Source organism: Curvibacter sp. T50, assembly GCF_057219955.1.
Genome location: NZ_JBXVVU010000001.1, coordinates 285,880 through 301,237, shown reverse-complemented (window position 1 = coordinate 301,237; position 15,358 = coordinate 285,880). Strand labels below are relative to the sequence as shown.

11 protein-coding genes are annotated in these 15,358 nt (G+C 63.8%); 9 read left to right on the top strand and 2 right to left on the bottom strand.

Going from position 1 to position 15,358, the window contains the following annotated elements; all coding sequences use genetic code 11:
• Window positions 1-9: 9 nt before the first annotated feature.
• On the bottom strand, window positions 10-2,406 hold the full coding sequence (gene ppsA, locus AC2EBU_RS01370; RefSeq protein WP_484608598.1) for a phosphoenolpyruvate synthase: 2,397 nt from the start codon (window positions 2,404-2,406) through the stop codon (window positions 10-12).
• 215 nt (window positions 2,407-2,621) lie between these two features.
• Here ppsA and ppsR point away from each other — a divergent pair, with 215 nt between their 5' ends.
• The 7 genes from ppsR (at window position 2,622) to hemP (ending at window position 9,973) form a co-directional block, all read left to right on the top strand.
• Window positions 2,622-3,443 (top strand): posphoenolpyruvate synthetase regulatory kinase/phosphorylase PpsR, encoded by an 822-nt coding sequence (ppsR, locus tag AC2EBU_RS01365; RefSeq protein WP_484608597.1) that lies wholly within the window; start codon window positions 2,622-2,624, stop codon window positions 3,441-3,443.
• 347 nt (window positions 3,444-3,790) lie between these two features.
• Window positions 3,791-5,926 carry a TonB-dependent receptor gene (locus AC2EBU_RS01360; RefSeq protein ID WP_484608596.1) on the top strand — a complete coding sequence of 712 codons (2,136 nt, stop codon included), beginning with the start codon at window positions 3,791-3,793 and terminating at the stop codon, window positions 5,924-5,926.
• 160 nt (window positions 5,927-6,086) lie between these two features.
• Window positions 6,087-6,749, top strand: coding sequence for an energy transducer TonB (locus AC2EBU_RS01355; protein ID WP_484608595.1), 663 nt, complete (start codon window positions 6,087-6,089; stop codon window positions 6,747-6,749).
• Between the two features lie 7 nt (window positions 6,750-6,756).
• Complete coding sequence (locus tag AC2EBU_RS01350) at window positions 6,757-7,467, top strand: MotA/TolQ/ExbB proton channel family protein (RefSeq protein ID WP_484608594.1); 711 nt, start codon at window positions 6,757-6,759, stop codon at window positions 7,465-7,467.
• 7 nt (window positions 7,468-7,474) lie between these two features.
• Window positions 7,475-7,888, top strand: a complete 414-nt coding sequence (locus tag AC2EBU_RS01345) for an ExbD/TolR family protein (protein ID WP_484608593.1) — start codon at window positions 7,475-7,477, stop codon at window positions 7,886-7,888.
• Window positions 7,889-7,958: 70 nt separating this feature from the next.
• On the top strand, window positions 7,959-9,713 hold the full coding sequence (locus AC2EBU_RS01340) for a sensor domain-containing diguanylate cyclase (RefSeq protein ID WP_484608592.1): 1,755 nt from the start codon (window positions 7,959-7,961) through the stop codon (window positions 9,711-9,713).
• A 62-nt stretch (window positions 9,714-9,775) separates the two neighbouring features.
• Entirely contained in the window at window positions 9,776-9,973 is a 198-nt protein-coding gene (gene hemP, locus AC2EBU_RS01335) for a hemin uptake protein HemP (RefSeq protein WP_484608591.1), read from the top strand.
• Between the two features lie 80 nt (window positions 9,974-10,053).
• Here the strand turns inward: hemP and AC2EBU_RS01330 are convergent, their stop codons facing one another.
• Complete coding sequence (locus AC2EBU_RS01330; protein WP_484608590.1) at window positions 10,054-10,461, bottom strand: GlcG/HbpS family heme-binding protein; 408 nt, start codon at window positions 10,459-10,461, stop codon at window positions 10,054-10,056.
• Between the two features lie 204 nt (window positions 10,462-10,665).
• On the opposite strand from AC2EBU_RS01330, the gene AC2EBU_RS01325 reads away from it, so the two are divergent.
• Both AC2EBU_RS01325 and AC2EBU_RS01320 read left to right on the top strand, forming a co-directional pair.
• Window positions 10,666-11,367 carry a Bax inhibitor-1 family protein gene (locus tag AC2EBU_RS01325; RefSeq protein ID WP_484608589.1) on the top strand — a complete coding sequence of 234 codons (702 nt, stop codon included), beginning with the start codon at window positions 10,666-10,668 and terminating at the stop codon, window positions 11,365-11,367.
• A 75-nt stretch (window positions 11,368-11,442) separates the two neighbouring features.
• Complete coding sequence (locus AC2EBU_RS01320; RefSeq protein ID WP_484608588.1) at window positions 11,443-15,351, top strand: PAS-domain containing protein; 3,909 nt, start codon at window positions 11,443-11,445, stop codon at window positions 15,349-15,351.
• Window positions 15,352-15,358: the final 7 nt, after the last annotated feature.

Genomic DNA, 15,358 nt, shown 5'->3' with positions numbered 1-15,358 from the left:
TGCAGGACCCTATCGGCTTCCCGCAAGGAGTTGCCAGGTTGCCACCACACTGTCCGGGTTCAGAGAGATGGAACTGATCCCCTGCTCGACCAGCCACTGGGCGAAATCCGGATGGTCGCTGGGACCTTGACCGCAGATGCCAATGTACTTTCCGTGGGCACGGCACGTACGGATGGCCTGCTGAATCAACGCCATGACTGCAGGATCGCGTTCGTCGAAATCCTGCGCAAGCAACTCCAGGCCCGAATCGCGGTCCAGGCCCAACGTCAGCTGCGTCAAGTCGTTCGAACCGATAGAAAAGCCGTCGAAATGCTCAAGGAATCGGTCCGCAAGAATGGCATTGCTGGGAATCTCGCACATCATGATCAGTTTGAGGTCATTCTCGCCACGTCGCAGGCCCTTGGTGGCCAACAGTTCTGTCACGCGGCGTGCCTGTTCCAGTGTCCGCACGAAAGGCACCATCACCTGGACATTGGTCAGGCCCATTTCCTCACGCACCCTCTTCAGTGCTTCGCATTCCATGGCAAAGGCTTCCGCAAATTCCTCGCTGATATAACGGGCCGCACCGCGGAAACCCAGCATCGGGTTTTCTTCATCCGGTTCATACCGACTGCCGCCCACCAGTTTGCGGTACTCGTTGGACTTGAAGTCCGACAGGCGAACAATGACGGGCTTGGGCCAAAACGCCGCCGCAATCGTTGCCACGCCCTCCGCCACCTTGTCCACATAAAAAGACCGCGGTGAAGCGTGGCCTCGGGCAACCGACTCCACGGCCTTCTTCAAATCGGCGTCGATAGCCGGGTAATCGAGGATGGCTTTGGGGTGAACGCCAATGTTGTTATTGATGATGAATTCCAGGCGTGCCAGTCCCACACCGGCATTGGGCAATTGGGCGAAATCGAAGGCCAACTGCGGATTGCCGACGTTCATCATGACCTTGACATTCACGTCCGGCATCTCGCCCCGGCGAACTTCGGTGACCTCGGTTTCAAGCAGCCCGTCGTAAATGTGCCCGGTATCGCCTTCCGCGCAACTGACCGTCACCAGCGTACCGTCTTTCAGGCTTTCCGTTGCGCTACCGCAGCCAACTACCGCCGGAATGCCGAGTTCTCGGGCAATGATGGCCGCATGGCAGGTACGGCCGCCACGATTGGTCACGATCGCGCTGGCGCGTTTCATCACCGGCTCCCAGTTGGGATCGGTCATGTCGGTCACAAGCACATCGCCAGGCTGCACCTTGTCCATTTCCGACGTGCTATGGACCAGACGAACCGGGCCGGCACCGACCTTCTGACCGATAGCCCGTCCGGACGCCAGGACCGCCCCCTTGCCCTTGAGCCGGTAACGCGTTTCCACTTTGCCCACGCTTTGGCTCTTTACCGTTTCGGGGCGGGCCTGGAGGATGTACAACTGGCCGTCGGTGCCATCCTTGCCCCACTCGATATCCATCGGCCGGCCGTAGTGCTGTTCGATCACGATGGCGTAACGGGCCAGTTGTTCGACTTCCGCCTCGGTCAGGCTGTAGCGGTTACGCAGTTCCACCGGCACGTCCACGGTCTTGACAAGCTTTCGCGTCGCCGCCTTTTCTTGCGGCGTGGCGAACACCATTTCGACCAGTTTGCTGCCCAGGTTGCGCCGGATCACCGCGTGTTTTCCCGCAGCGAGCATCGGTTTGTGCACATAGAACTCGTCGGGATTGACGGCCCCCTGAACAACGGTTTCTCCCAGACCGTAACTGCTGGTGATGAAAACAACGTCCTCGAATCCGGATTCGGTGTCAATCGTGAACATGACTCCGGCGGCCCCGAGATCGGAGCGCACCATGCGCTGCACTCCCGCCGAGAGCGCAACCTCGGAGTGTGCAAAGCCTTTGTGCACCCGGTAGCTGATGGCCCTGTCGTTGTAGAGGGAAGCGAAAACTTCTTTGGTCTTGTGCAGCACGTCGTCAATGCCATGCACGTTAAGGAAAGTTTCCTGCTGTCCAGCGAACGACGCGTCAGGCAAATCTTCCGCTGTCGCCGACGAGCGCACCGCAAAGGAAGCGTCGGGGTTGTCACCGGACAGTCGAGAGAACTCTTCGCGAATCGCAACCTCGAGCGCTGCGGGAAAGGGCTGGTTCTCCACCATTGCCCGGATCGCTGCCCCGGCTTCTGCGAGGGCTCGCACATCGTCGGTATCCAGTGCCGCCAATCGGGCGTTGATACGGTCGTCCAGGCCGTCGGCCTTGAGGAATTCCCGGAAGGCATGGGCCGTTGTGGCAAAGCCGGTGGGAACTTTCACGCCCTCGGGCAGCTGCGAGATCATTTCACCCAGGCTGGCATTTTTGCCGCCGACGACCTCGACGTCGGTCATTCGAAGTTTTTCAAAGGGCACGACCAGAGCGGTCGGCTCGAACAGGTTGGACATGGAAGACTCCTAAGGATGAAAAACCGGGGGCTCCATGCGCCAGCGGGTGACCTGTTGTTCTGTTCTGGGTCGTGCACCGGGCAAGGGGCGAATGTTCACAGCGCCGACGATTGTAGGATGGCACCCTGTCCGGCGTTGACACGGCTCCGATCGTTGATGATGAAATCGGTGCTGGAGTCTCGTGAATCTTCTTGAACCCACCCATGCACACTGCCATGCCCAACCGAACCGTGTTCTTCATTTCCGATGGCACTGGCATCACCGCGGAGACCTTCGGCACGGCGATGCTCGCCCAGTTCGAGTTCAAACCCAGGTTCGTGCGCCTGCCCTTCATCGATACGGCGGACAAGGCGCACCAGGCGGTGCGGCAAATCAATCACACCCTGGATGTCGAAGGCCGCAAACCTATCGTGTTCACCACCCTGGTGAATATGGAGGTGTTACGGGTGATACAGGACGGCTGCAGAGGCATGCTGCTGGACATGTTCGGTACGTTCGTCACGCCGCTGGAAGAAGAACTGGGTATCAAATCCCATCACCGGGTCGGTCGCTTCAGCGACGCCAGCAAGAGCAAGGAATATCAGGATCGGATCGAGGCGATCAATTTCAGTCTCTCGCACGACGACGGCCAGTCCCACAAAGACCTGGAGGGGGCCGACATCATCCTCATCGGCGTCAGCCGCAGTGGCAAGACTCCGACCAGCCTGTACCTGGCAATGCAATACGGCCTGAAAGCGGCCAATTACCCGCTGATTCCCGAGGATTTCGAGCGCCGCCAGCTGCCCCCGGCTCTGCTTCCCTATCGCCGCAAGATCTTCGGCCTGAGCATTCAGCCCGAACGCTTGTCAGAGATACGTAACGAAAGACGGCCCAACTCCCGCTATGCCAGTCTGGAGAACTGCCGCATGGAGGTCTCCGAGGCCGAGAGCATGATGCGACGCAGCGGTATCCGGTGGCTTTCAACCACAACCAAAAGCATCGAAGAGATCGCCACCACCATCTTGCAGGACGTCCGGCCCGAGCGGATCGCGTACTGAAGACCCTCCGCGAAGGCTCTGTGGCCCATTCACGACACAGGCCTGTTATTCTTTCTGTAGCGTAATGCGAATCGCTCGTATTCGTATATTATTGTGACTCCAGCCAGCCACCCCGTTACCGCAAAACGCAGCAGCCAAAGGGAAGCCAGCCGACCACTCCACCAGGCCAGCATCCCATGTCACGCTCCGCGAAACCCAAGTCTCAATCCCGCATACCCGCCGCAAAGAAGTCACCTGACGCTCCTCACTTGGGAGTAAATGCACCCACCCTGCCGCTGGGAGCGTTAATGCTCGCGGGCTCACTCGGCGGGTTCGCCCACGCCCAGACCGACACCGCCCGGGCCACTATGCAAACCGTTACCGTCAGGGAGAAAGCGGAAGCACCCGAGGGAAAGGATGCGGTGCGCGCCACCCATTCGACAATTGGCAAAGGCAACCAGGAACTGCGCGACATTCCGCAATCGGTCACCGTGGTCACCGAGCGGCTGATGGACGACCGCAACCTGGACACCATGAAAGAGGCGCTGAAAAACACCGCCGGCATCACCTTCCTGGCGGCCGAGGGCGGCGAGGAAGACATCCGCCTGCGAGGCTTTCCGCTGCAGGCCACCGGCGATGTCTTTGTCGACGGCATGCGCGACCCGGCCTTCTACGACCGTGACACCTTCAACCTCGACCGCATGGAGCTGCTGCGCGGCTCCGCCTCGATGCTGTTCGGCCGCGGCTCCACCGGCGGCGCCGTGAACATGGTCAACAAGGTGCCACGGCTGATGGACGAACACCAGGTGGACGTCACCCTGGGCAGCCACCAGTACCGCCGCGCGGTGGGTGACTTCAACATCAAGACCGGCGAGAGTGCCGCCCTGCGCCTGAACGCCATGAGCACCACCGCCGACAACAACGGCGCCGGCAGCCGGATCGAGAAGAAAGGCGTCGCGGGCACCTACCGTTGGGGCATCGGCGAGCGCGACGAATTCTCGGCCAGCCTGTACCACCTGGACAACCGCAACGGCATGAACTACGGCATGCCCTGGATCCGACCGACGGCCCCTCAGACCACGGCCAACCCCAACGGCTCTGCGGCCAGCGCCACCACCGTCTTGCCGCTGGACCCCACGGCCTACTACGGTATGGCCAGCGACGAAAACGCCGGCAAGGCCACCTACGCCACCTTCACCCACCTGCGCCGGCTGGACGGCGGCGGCGAACTCAAGACCCAGGTGCGCCGCGGCGCCTACGAGCGCGACCAGCGCGCCAGCACCGTCCGCCTGGCCGCTGCGGCCAGCCAGCCGGGCGGGGTTGGCGCCAGCCTCGCCACGTTTGGTCCGGCCACCGTGCTGACCCGAGGAACCCAACTCAAAATCCAGGACATGGACAACCTCTATGCCCAGACTGACTTCAGTGGGAAGTTCCGCGCACTGGGCGTGGAACATCAGCTCCTGGTAGGCGCGGACTATGCCTTCGAGGAGAAAGCCGTCTATGCGGCGCTCAGCGCAACCCAGGGCGGTCTTGTCCCGACGAAACCGACGATCACCATTGGTGGGCAGAGCACCGCCAACTGGGTTGACGAAAGCAGCCGAAGCTTGCGCGACGCCAACCGGTACCAGTCCCGCGGGGTGGGCCTGTACGTGCAGGACCTGGTCACCGTCGCTCCCCACTGGAAGCTGCTGGCCGGTTTGCGCTACGACCGGCTGACAGGCGAATACTCCGCCTACGCCGTTCCGAACAACGCGGTCAGCCCGGTCTCCACCACCACCTACCGGATGAAGGTCAGCGAACTGAGCAAGCGCCTGGGCGTGCTGTTCCAGCCCGATGACCGGCAGACATACCACCTGTCATTGGCAAACTCCTTCAACACTTCGGGCGACGCCTACTCGCTGAGCGCCTCCAACGTCGATACCCCGCCCGAGCAGGCGATCAACGTTGAACTCGGCGGGCGCGTCGACTCGGCGGACAAACGCTTCACCACCCGCTTTGCGCTGTTCCGCTCCACCAAACTGCACGAGCGCAACACCGACCCGCTGGTGAACCTGACCACGCTGTCGGGCAGGCGGCACGTGGCCGGCGCCGAAGTCGACATTACCGGCCGGCTAACACCAAAATGGGAAATCTTCGGCTCTTACATGTGGCTGCCCGAGGCCCACATCGACACACCGGTTACCGGCGGTGAAACCGGCCGCCCCTCGCTCACACCCAAACACAGCGGCACCTTCTGGACCACCTACCAGATCACCCCCCTGTGGCGCATCGGCGGTGGCTTCAATTTCCGCGGGGAGCAAACCCCCAACCGGAACCCGGGCTGGACCGTGCCGAGCTTCGTCACCGCCGACCTGATGGCCGAGTACACGGTCAGCCAGAGCGTCACGCTGAAAGCCAACATCAGCAACCTGACCAACAAGCTTTACGCGGACCAGCTGTATTCCGGCCACTACGTACCAGGTGCCGGGCGTCTGTTCCAACTGACCGCCAGCCTCAAATTCTGAACGCAAAGCGCCCGCCAGGATGTGCTACCTGCATGTTTTCCCGGCCACGGTCATCGCGGTGACGGTTGCGGTGGGCTGGGTGTTCCTGGGAAGTGGAACAGGGCGCACCACACGCTGATCTATGATTTCTGCCCTTTCCCCGCCTTTCCTCTCCCACCCAATGAACCGCAACGTCGTCATCGCCGGTGGCGTGGTGCTGTTTCACGCCGCGCTGCTGTGGGCCCTGCAGACGGGCCTGCTGCGCCGTGCGGTGGAGATCATCGTCCCGGCGCAAATCCTGAGCGAAATCATCGCGCCGGCGCCGCCGCCCGCCCCGCCCCCGCCGCAGCCACGGCCACAGCCCCAGATCACCCCGGCCGTGCGCCCTGCCGCTCGCCAGCCGGTTGCCCCCCCGGCGCCCCAGCCGCTGGCCATTGCCGACCCGACCCCGGCACCGCAGGCGCCCATCGGTGTCCTGACCCCGCAACCGCTTGCGCCACCGATCACGACGCCCGTCGCGCTCGCCCCCGCCGCGCCCCCCGCACCGCCGGCACCGCCGCGCATCGTGCTGCCGTCCAGCGACGCCGACTACCTGGCCAATCCCCGGCCCGCCTACCCGCCGTTGAGCAAGCGCCTGGGCGAGCAGGGCAAGGTGGTGGTTCGTGTGCTGATCGGCACCGACGGCACCGCCCAGAAGGCAGAAATCCGCACCTCCAGCGGCTTCGACCGCCTGGACCAGGCGGCGCTGGCCACGGTGCAGCGCTGGCGCTATGTGCCCGGCAAGCGCGACGGGGTGCCGGAGGCGATGTGGTTCAACATACCGATCAATTTTGTTCTGGAGTAATCAAGTCATGGAATCTCAACTCGGCCTCATCGGCGTCTGGACCCAGGGCGACTGGGTCACCCGCGCGGTGTTCCTGCTGCTGCTGGGCATGTCGCTGGCGTCCTGGATCGTCATCCTGGTGAAGGCGCTGGATGTCGTCCGATACAAGAAACTGGCCGCCGCCACCGAGACGTTCTGGCATGCCGAAGACTTTGCCCAGGGCATGGCCCGCCTCGGCCCGGCCGACAACAACCCCTTCCACCAGCTCGCCGTCGACGGACGCGAAGCCGCAGCCCATCACCGCGCCACCCGTGCCCAGCTGCATGACAGCCTGGACGTGAGCGACTGGGTGACCCGCTGCCTGCGCAACTCCATTGACGACACCACCGCAACACTGCAATCGGGACTGGCCGTGCTGGCTTCGGTCGGCTCCACCGCCCCGTTCGTCGGCCTGTTCGGCACCGTCTGGGGCATCTACCACGCGCTGATGGGGATCGGCGCCGCCGGCGCAGCCACCATCGACAAGGTGGCCGGCCCGATCGGCGAAGCGCTGATCATGACCGCCCTGGGCCTGGCGGTCGCCATTCCGGCCGTGCTGGGCTACAACGCGCTGGTGCGGGGCAACAAGGCGGTCCTGGTCAAGCTCAACCGCTTTGCCCATGACCTGCACGCCTACCTGGTCACCGGCGCCCGCGTCAGCGGCAGCGACGGCAAGGTCGTCCCCATGAAGAAAGCCTGAGGACACCATGGCCTTCGGAACCCAGGACGAACCCGACGAGGTGATGAACGAGATCAACATGACGCCGCTGGTCGACGTCATGCTGGTGTTGCTGATCATCTTCATCATCACCGTGCCCGTCTTGAAACACGCGGTCCAGGTTGATCTGCCGCGCGCCTCCAGCGCGCGGGAGCAGAGCAAACCCCAGACCGTGCGGCTGTCGGTCGATGCGCAAGGCGCCTACTGGCTGGACGAAATCCCGGTCAGTGACGAGTCCCTGCCAGCGGCATTGCGCCAGCATGCTTCCCGTGAACCACAGCCCGACTTGCATATTCGCGGCGACCGGAAAGTCCCGTACGAGCGCGTCGCCCAGGCCATGGCGGCGGCGCAACAGGCAGGTCTGCGCAAGATCGGCTTCATTACCGAGCCAAAAGCCCAATAAGCCAGCGCAAAAAGGTGCTGCGGTGCTATCGGATTGAGAATTCCGGCCGACCGTGATATGGTTTCCGGCCATGAAAGACAGCACGGTTTCGCGAATCGCTTTCACCGTCGCGTTCGCTCTGTCGCTGGCGCTGTCGTTCGGAAACGTCTGGGGCATGCGCTCGGGCGATGTGGTCACAACCCAGGCATTGATCTGGGTCGACCCGTCCGGTACGGCCACCGTATCCGAGGTGACATCGCTGCCCGTTACCCGGCTGCAGCGTCTTGATCGCCCCACCAGTTTGGACGGCGGCAGTCGCGCGTTGTGGATGCGTTGGGACTTTGCCGTCCTGCCCAGCGATCAGCAGTGGTTCATCGTGCTGCAGGGCGGCGCGTTCTTCAACCGGGTCGATTTCCACCAGCTCGGCCGCGACGGCGTCTGGCAATCGCAGAGCGCCGGCGATCAACGACCGGTTTCGAGCTGGAGCAACCCGGACCGGCTGCCCGTTTTCCGTGTCGATCCGACCGCGACGACGGCATGGCTGCGCATCGAAAACCATCCGGCGCCGCTGAGCCCGAGCATCCGGCTGCTCGATGCACGTGACCTGAAAGCGTCGCGGGATCGCACGGTACTCGGACTGGGCGCCTACCTGGGCTTCGGCCTGCTGGTTCTGTTCCTGGGCTGGGTGCATGTTCGCCTGTACGCCGATCGCGTTTTCGTCGCCTATGTGACCTATGTGTTCTGCATGCTGGGTTTTCAGGTCGCATTCACGGGAATGGGCGGCCTGTTTTTCTGGCCCGATTGGGCCCGCTGGAATGACATGGCCCCGGCGCTGTTCATGCTGTGGATGACGGCAGCAGGAATCTGGTTCGTCCGCGAAGTCAGTTCGCTGCAGCGACTGAGCCGACCGCTCAACCGGTTTGTCACCGCGTGGTCGATCACGGGTTTCCTGTATCCGGTCCTCTATTTCCTGTGGGCGAGCCCGACCGCTTTCAAGCTGCTGAACCTCTACGGCCTGCTGTCGGTGCTCCTGAGCATGGGGGTCTGTCTCTGGGCCTGGCGTAAAGGCGAGACCTATGCCGGCTGGACAGCGCTGGGCTTTCTGCCGCTGCACCTGGCGTATCCGTTTCCGGCCTTGCGCAGCGCGGGCGCCATTCCCGACAGCTGGGCAACCCAATACGCGGTGCTGCTCGGCTCGGCCATTGAAATCCCGCTGCTGCTGTACATCCTGCACAGACGCGCCAAGGACTTCAACGAAAACCGGGCACGGATGCGGGTGATCGACAGCACGGATCCATTGACGGGCCTGACCATTGTCCCGGTTCTCCTGCTGCGGCTGCGCGATACCTTGCGGCGGGCCCGTCGCGGCCGCCAGACCTTCGCCCTGGTACTGGTCGATCTCGCCAATCACCGGGAGATTCAGACTACGGAAGGCCGCGTCATGGCGGATCGGGCCCTGGTGGTGGCGGCCTCCATCCTCTCGGAAATGGTTCGCGACATCGACACGGTGTGCCGGATTTCGGAAACCCGATTTGCCATGCTGCTCGAAGCGCCGTTTCGCCCCTCGGATCTCGGCAATTTCGCGCAACATGTGGTCGCCCGCGGTCTCGGCCAAGCGGAGCCGCTGCCCACCCATCTCGCCCCGCGTTTCCGGGTTGTCACAGTGCCCCTGCCGGAACACAGTCAGGACAGCGAACGGGCGGACGACACCGATGTCGAACGCCTCCTGGAGCGCATGCACCGTACGCTGGATCAGCTCGATCCCCGCAAGTCGATCTGGCACCTGCCTCTTTTGGGCGCCGCGAACGCCGAAACCGAAGCTACGGCCAGCGTCCGATCGGCATGAGGCAGTTCGCCGACACCCAAAGCCTATTGCAAATCTCAATGCAAATCGTTATCATTCTTTAAATGAAAGCGACACCCTCCCTCAGCGAATCCGGCGCTCGAAGCGGCATGACTGCCCTGCCCCAGAGCACCCGTGCACCGGCGCGTGCGATTGACAGTTCCACCCTGCTGGCTGGCGCGCCCGCCGTCACCATCAGCCACAACGGCGCCTTCTACCGGCTTGCAGCCACGCGCGCAGGCAAACTGATCCTGACCAAGTAGCCTTCATCGTGGGTCGACCCTTCCCGACGGGTCGTTGGGCCAGCCAGGGCACGCAACCCAAGCCAGGCCATTTTTCCAGGTCAGGACCCGAGCGCCGCGATGGCGGCCCGCGCAATCTGCGCGTCTTCACTGGATTTCACACCACTGACCCCAACGGCGCCAATGCAGTGACCCTCGACGACCACCGGCACTCCCCCTTCGAGCAGGCCTGACAAAGACGGTGCGCTGAGAAACGAGTATCGCCCGCCATTGATCATGTCCTCATACACCTTGCTTTCGCGTCGCCCCAACGCGGCGGTTTGGGCTTTGGCAGGCGCAATGGCGGCGGAAATGGGGGGCGCGCCATCCAGGCGTTGCAGATGCAACAGGTGGCCGCCGTCGTCGACGATGGCGATCGTGACCGCCCAACCCTGCGCAAGGGCCTCTGCCTCGGCGGCAGCCGCCATGGCCTTGATGTCACGCGATTCAAGAAAAGGTCTGGCTTTCATGTTTTTCCGGATTACAAGTTGCAGTGCGTGAAAGGATAGACCGGGTTTCCTGCCGGTTTACCGTCGTTCAAGGCAAAAGCCGATTGACCCCGGGGTGTCAAATACCTACCGGGAGACGGAAATCCTGCCCCGGACATTGCAGCCAGGATGCCTTTCTGTACACTTCCCCTGCCGCAATGTGCGGCCCAACCGGAGTTTCAATCCATGAACGAACCACTGCAAACCCTCTCTCCTGCGACCGGGTACGGCGATGGCCAGTCCCTGGTTCAACGCAATCGCGTCCTGCGCAACACCTATTGGCTGCTGGCGCTGAGTCTGATCCCCACGGTTCTCGGCGCCTGGCTGGGCGTGGCGACCGGGATTACCCGATCGCTGGGCGGAGGCCTGGGCCTGGTCGTGTTCCTGGGTGGCGCCTTCGCCTTCATGTACGCCATCGAGAAGACCAAGAACTCGGCGGCCGGTGTGCCGGTCTTGCTCGCCTTCACGTTCTTCATGGGCCTGATGCTGTCGCGCCTGATCGCCATGGTGCTGGGCTTCAAGAACGGATCGGAACTGGTCATGACGGCATTTGCCGGTACTGCCGGCGTGTTCTTCGTCATGGCCAGTCTGGCCAGCGTGATCAAGAAAGACCTCAGCGGCATGGGCAAATGGCTGTTTGTCGGCGCCCTGGCCGTGCTCATCGGCGGTGTGATCAATGTCTTCGTCGGCTCCACGGTCGGCATGATGGTGATCTCGGTCATGGCCATCGGCATTTTCAGCGCCTACATGCTCTACGACCTCAAGCAGATCATCGACGGCGGTGAAACAAACTACATCAGCGCCACCCTCGCGCTGTACCTGGACATCTTCAACGTCTTCCAGAGCCTGCTGGCCTTGCTGGGCCTGGCCGGCGGCAGCAACGACTGACGCCTGGTTCGCGCGATCCCCAGGGGCCTTCATGGCCCCTTTTTTTCGGCCCGCCTACGGTAGGATGCAAACGTCATGGACGACCACCGTTTTGCCACTTTGTTCGAGTTGCTGCCGATAGGGGCCTACCGCTCTCATCCCGATGGGCGTCAGCTGCGTGCGAATGCTGCGCTGGTGCATTTGAATGGCTACGCCAATGAGGCCGAAATGCTGGCGGCGGTCAAGGACATCAACCAGGCCTGGTACGTCGATCCCGGCCGGCGCGATCAGTTCATCGCTGAAATGGAACGTACCGGTCAGGTCCGCGACTTTGTCTCGGAGGTCTACCGGCACAAGAGCCGTCAACGCATCTGGATCCGCGAGAACGCCCATTGCGTGCGTGACGCGGACGGGAAAATCCTTTACTACGAAGGCACCGTAGAAGACATCACCGCCGAGCGGGAGAACGCACTGTCCCTGCAAGTGGCTCTGGACAATGCGGGCAAGGGCATCCTGCGCATGACGGCCGAGGGAATCGTCACCCTGTACAACCGAGCCCTGCTGGAATTGCTGGATCTCCCCGAATCCCTGCTGCGGTCACGCCCGCACGGCAGCGACATCCTCCGCTTCCAGATCGCCCGCGGCGATTTCGGCCCCGAGATGCAGGCACTGAAAGATGCCGGCATCAACACCCTGCCCGGGATGGAAACGCCCGCGGGGATGCTGGCGGTCGAACGCTACCAGCGCCGTACGGCGACCGGCGCAACCCTGGAGGTCGAGACCCGGCGACTGCCGGATGGCAGCGTCATCCGGACGTACGCCGACGTCAGCCGCTTTGTGGAAACACAGCGTGACGCCCGTGAAAAGGCAGCTGCGCTGGGCATAGCGCTCGACAGCATGGCAGAGGGATTTGCCCTGATCGCGGCCGATGGCCGCACCCTGGTGTCGAACCGTCGACACCGCGAGATGCTCGACTTGCCCGACGCCCTGATGGACCGCCAGCCGACGCAGGAAGAACTGGTCCGGATGCAGATCGCGCGCGGAGACTTCGGCCCTGACCTCACGTATGTGGAAGCGATGGCGCGGGGCTATATCGTGCAGGCCAGCAGCGGTGCCGCCCTTGCCGGCCCCCAGCGATACCGACGCCGCACCCCGGACGGACGCACACTGGAGGTCCGCACGGCCCCTTTGCCCGACGGTGGCGCCGTGCGCACCTTCCACGACATCAGCTCTCACGTGGCGGTCCAGCAGGCCTTGCAAATTGTGCTCGACAACGCCGGACGCGGCATCGCCATGGTGGACAGTCAACAACGCGTCGTCTTCTACAACCAGAATTTTGCGACCTTGCTGGACCTGGAGCCCGCCTGGCTGGACCAGCGTCCGTCCATGCGCGAATTGCTCGACGCCATGACGCAGCGTGGCGATTTCCGGGAGCTGGAAGGGACTGCGCCGGCTGCGCTGGCCCACCTGCCATTGAACCCGCCGATTCCGCCGGACGGCTCTTTGCCCCCGCGCTACCTGCGGCGGACACGGTCCGGACGCGTCATTGAAGTCAACTCCGTGGAACTGGCCGACGGCGCCTCGGTTCGCACCTATTCGGACGTCACCGATTACGTCGTTGCGGAGCAGGCGCTTGCCCAGGCGCAAAAGGAACTGGCGCTGGCGCTCGATTCCATGGACCAGGGCTTGCTGGTCATCGATGCCAAGGGCCGCGCCATCCTCTCCAACCGGCGACACCGCGAACTGCTGAAACTGCCCGACAACTGGATGGAGCAGTTTCCGTATGTGCGCGATCTGATCCGTCTGCAGATCGAGCGAGGCGACTTCGGCCCCGATCTGTCGTTCATCAGCCCCGAGGCACGCGCCTGGGTTTCCCGGTACCCCGACCGCACCGGCGACGAGATGCCGGCCGTGTACTGGCGCACCACCACCGATGGCCGGACGCTGGAGGTGCGCTCCAAGCGGCAAAGCGACGGCGGGGTGGTCCGCACGTTCACCGACGTCACCGACAGCGTGCGCGCCCGGGAAACCCTGGAGCACAGCAACCTGCGGCTGCGAACCTTGGTCAACACCCTGCCGGACCGTGTCTGGCTCAAAGACACGGCCGGTGTCTACCAGCTTGCCAACCAGCGTTTCTGCCTGCACGCCCGGCGAACCGAGGCAGAAATCCTGGGACGAACCGCCGCCGACCTGTTCCCGGACGACATGCTGGCACGCTTCAATGAGCAGGATCGCGCCGTGCTGCAGTCACACCATCCGATCGTGTTCGAGGAAATGCAGCGCGGACCCCGCACCGGCTTGCCCCGGCATTTCGAAGTGGTCAAAGTGGCGATGCGCGATGCCAGCGGGCGCGCCGTCGGTGTCCTGGGCGTTTCCCGTGACATCACCGACCGCAAACGCAGTGAGGCCGCCTTGCTGGCCGCGCGCGATGCCGCCGAGGCGGGCGCGCGGGCCAAGGCACAGTTTCTGGCCAACATGAGCCATGAAATCCGCACCCCGATGAACGCGGTGATCGGCATGAGTGACCTTCTGGCGGAAACCCGCCTTGATGAGGAGCAACAGGATTTCGTGCGAACCATTCGCGCCAGCGGCAACCAGTTGCTGACACTGATCAACGACATTCTGGATTTCTCGAAAATTGACGGAGGTCACCTCGAACTGGAGCAATTGCCGGTCGATATCGCTGAATGCCTCGAAGGTGTTCTGGACCTTCTGTCGGCGCCCGCCGGCGAGAAGGCGCTGGCCCTGTACTACCGCATCGACCCGGCACTGCCCCTGAGGATGCTGGCCGACCCGGTCCGCTTGCGCCAGGTCCTTGTCAATCTGGTCGCCAACGCGGTGAAGTTCACACCCCGCGGTGAAATTGTCCTTTCGGCCCGCCGGATCTCCGGGCCGACCGCGGCGGCCCAAACCTGGGTACGCTTCGATGTGAGCGACACCGGGATTGGCATCCCGCACGACCGCATGGACCGCCTGTTCCAGGTTTTCAGCCAGGTCGACATGTCCACCACCCGCCAGTACGGAGGCACCGGGCTGGGACTGGCCATCTGCCAGCGACTGGTCCACCTGATGGGCGGCACGATCAGTGTCCGATCCGACCCGGGCGAAGGCTCCGTGTTCAGTGTGCTGATTCCCCTGATGGCCGCACAGGATGCGCCAGCCGAGCGGCAGCCGGATCTTTCCCGCCTCGCCGGCTGGCGGCTGCTGATCGTCGACAACCATGCCGGGCATGCCGGCCACCTGGCCGAACTGGTCGGGCGATGGTCCCTGAAGAGCACCGTATTTTCGTCGGCCCAGGACGTCCACCGCTGGCTGGACGCGGGCGGCCGCTGCGATCTGGTGGTGCTGGATACGGCCCTGGACCGAGCGCCGGATGCCCCGCCACTCGCCCACTGGCTGCGCAATCACCCCCGCAGCCGGGCATGGCCGCTGCTGCTGCTGACCCAGCCCGGCCACCGGCAGGACCTCCAGCCCCTGGTGCCCTGCCGTGCCATTCGCCGTCCGGTCAAGGCCCGCGCGCTGGCCGAGGCCCTCCTCGATCTGGCCGGCCTCCTGCCGCCGCAGCAAGCGCCCGTCCCGACAGCAGTGACCGACCAGGCGCCCACCCGGCCGCTGAAGATCCTGCTGGCCGAAGACAACCCGGTCAGCCTGCGCGTCACCCGTTTCATCCTGGACCGCCTGGGCCATGAATGCACGGTGGCGGCAACCGGCAAAGCGGCCCTGGCGGCAACACAGGCGGCGGCCCAGGCCGGGCGGCCGTTCGATGTGATCCTGATGGATGCGCAGATGCCCGACACCGACGGGCTGTCGGCCACCCGCGCCTTGCGCGTTCTGCTGCCCGCCCGGGAGCAGCCATGGATCATTGCCCTGACCGCCGGCGGCCCCCAGGGTGACCGCAACGCCTGCCTGGCGGCCGGCATGGACGACTACCTCGCCAAACCCATGCGTCCGGACGACCTCGCTGCCGCACTGGCGAACGCGCGACGCCTGCCCGGTGGGCAGTGACTCACCG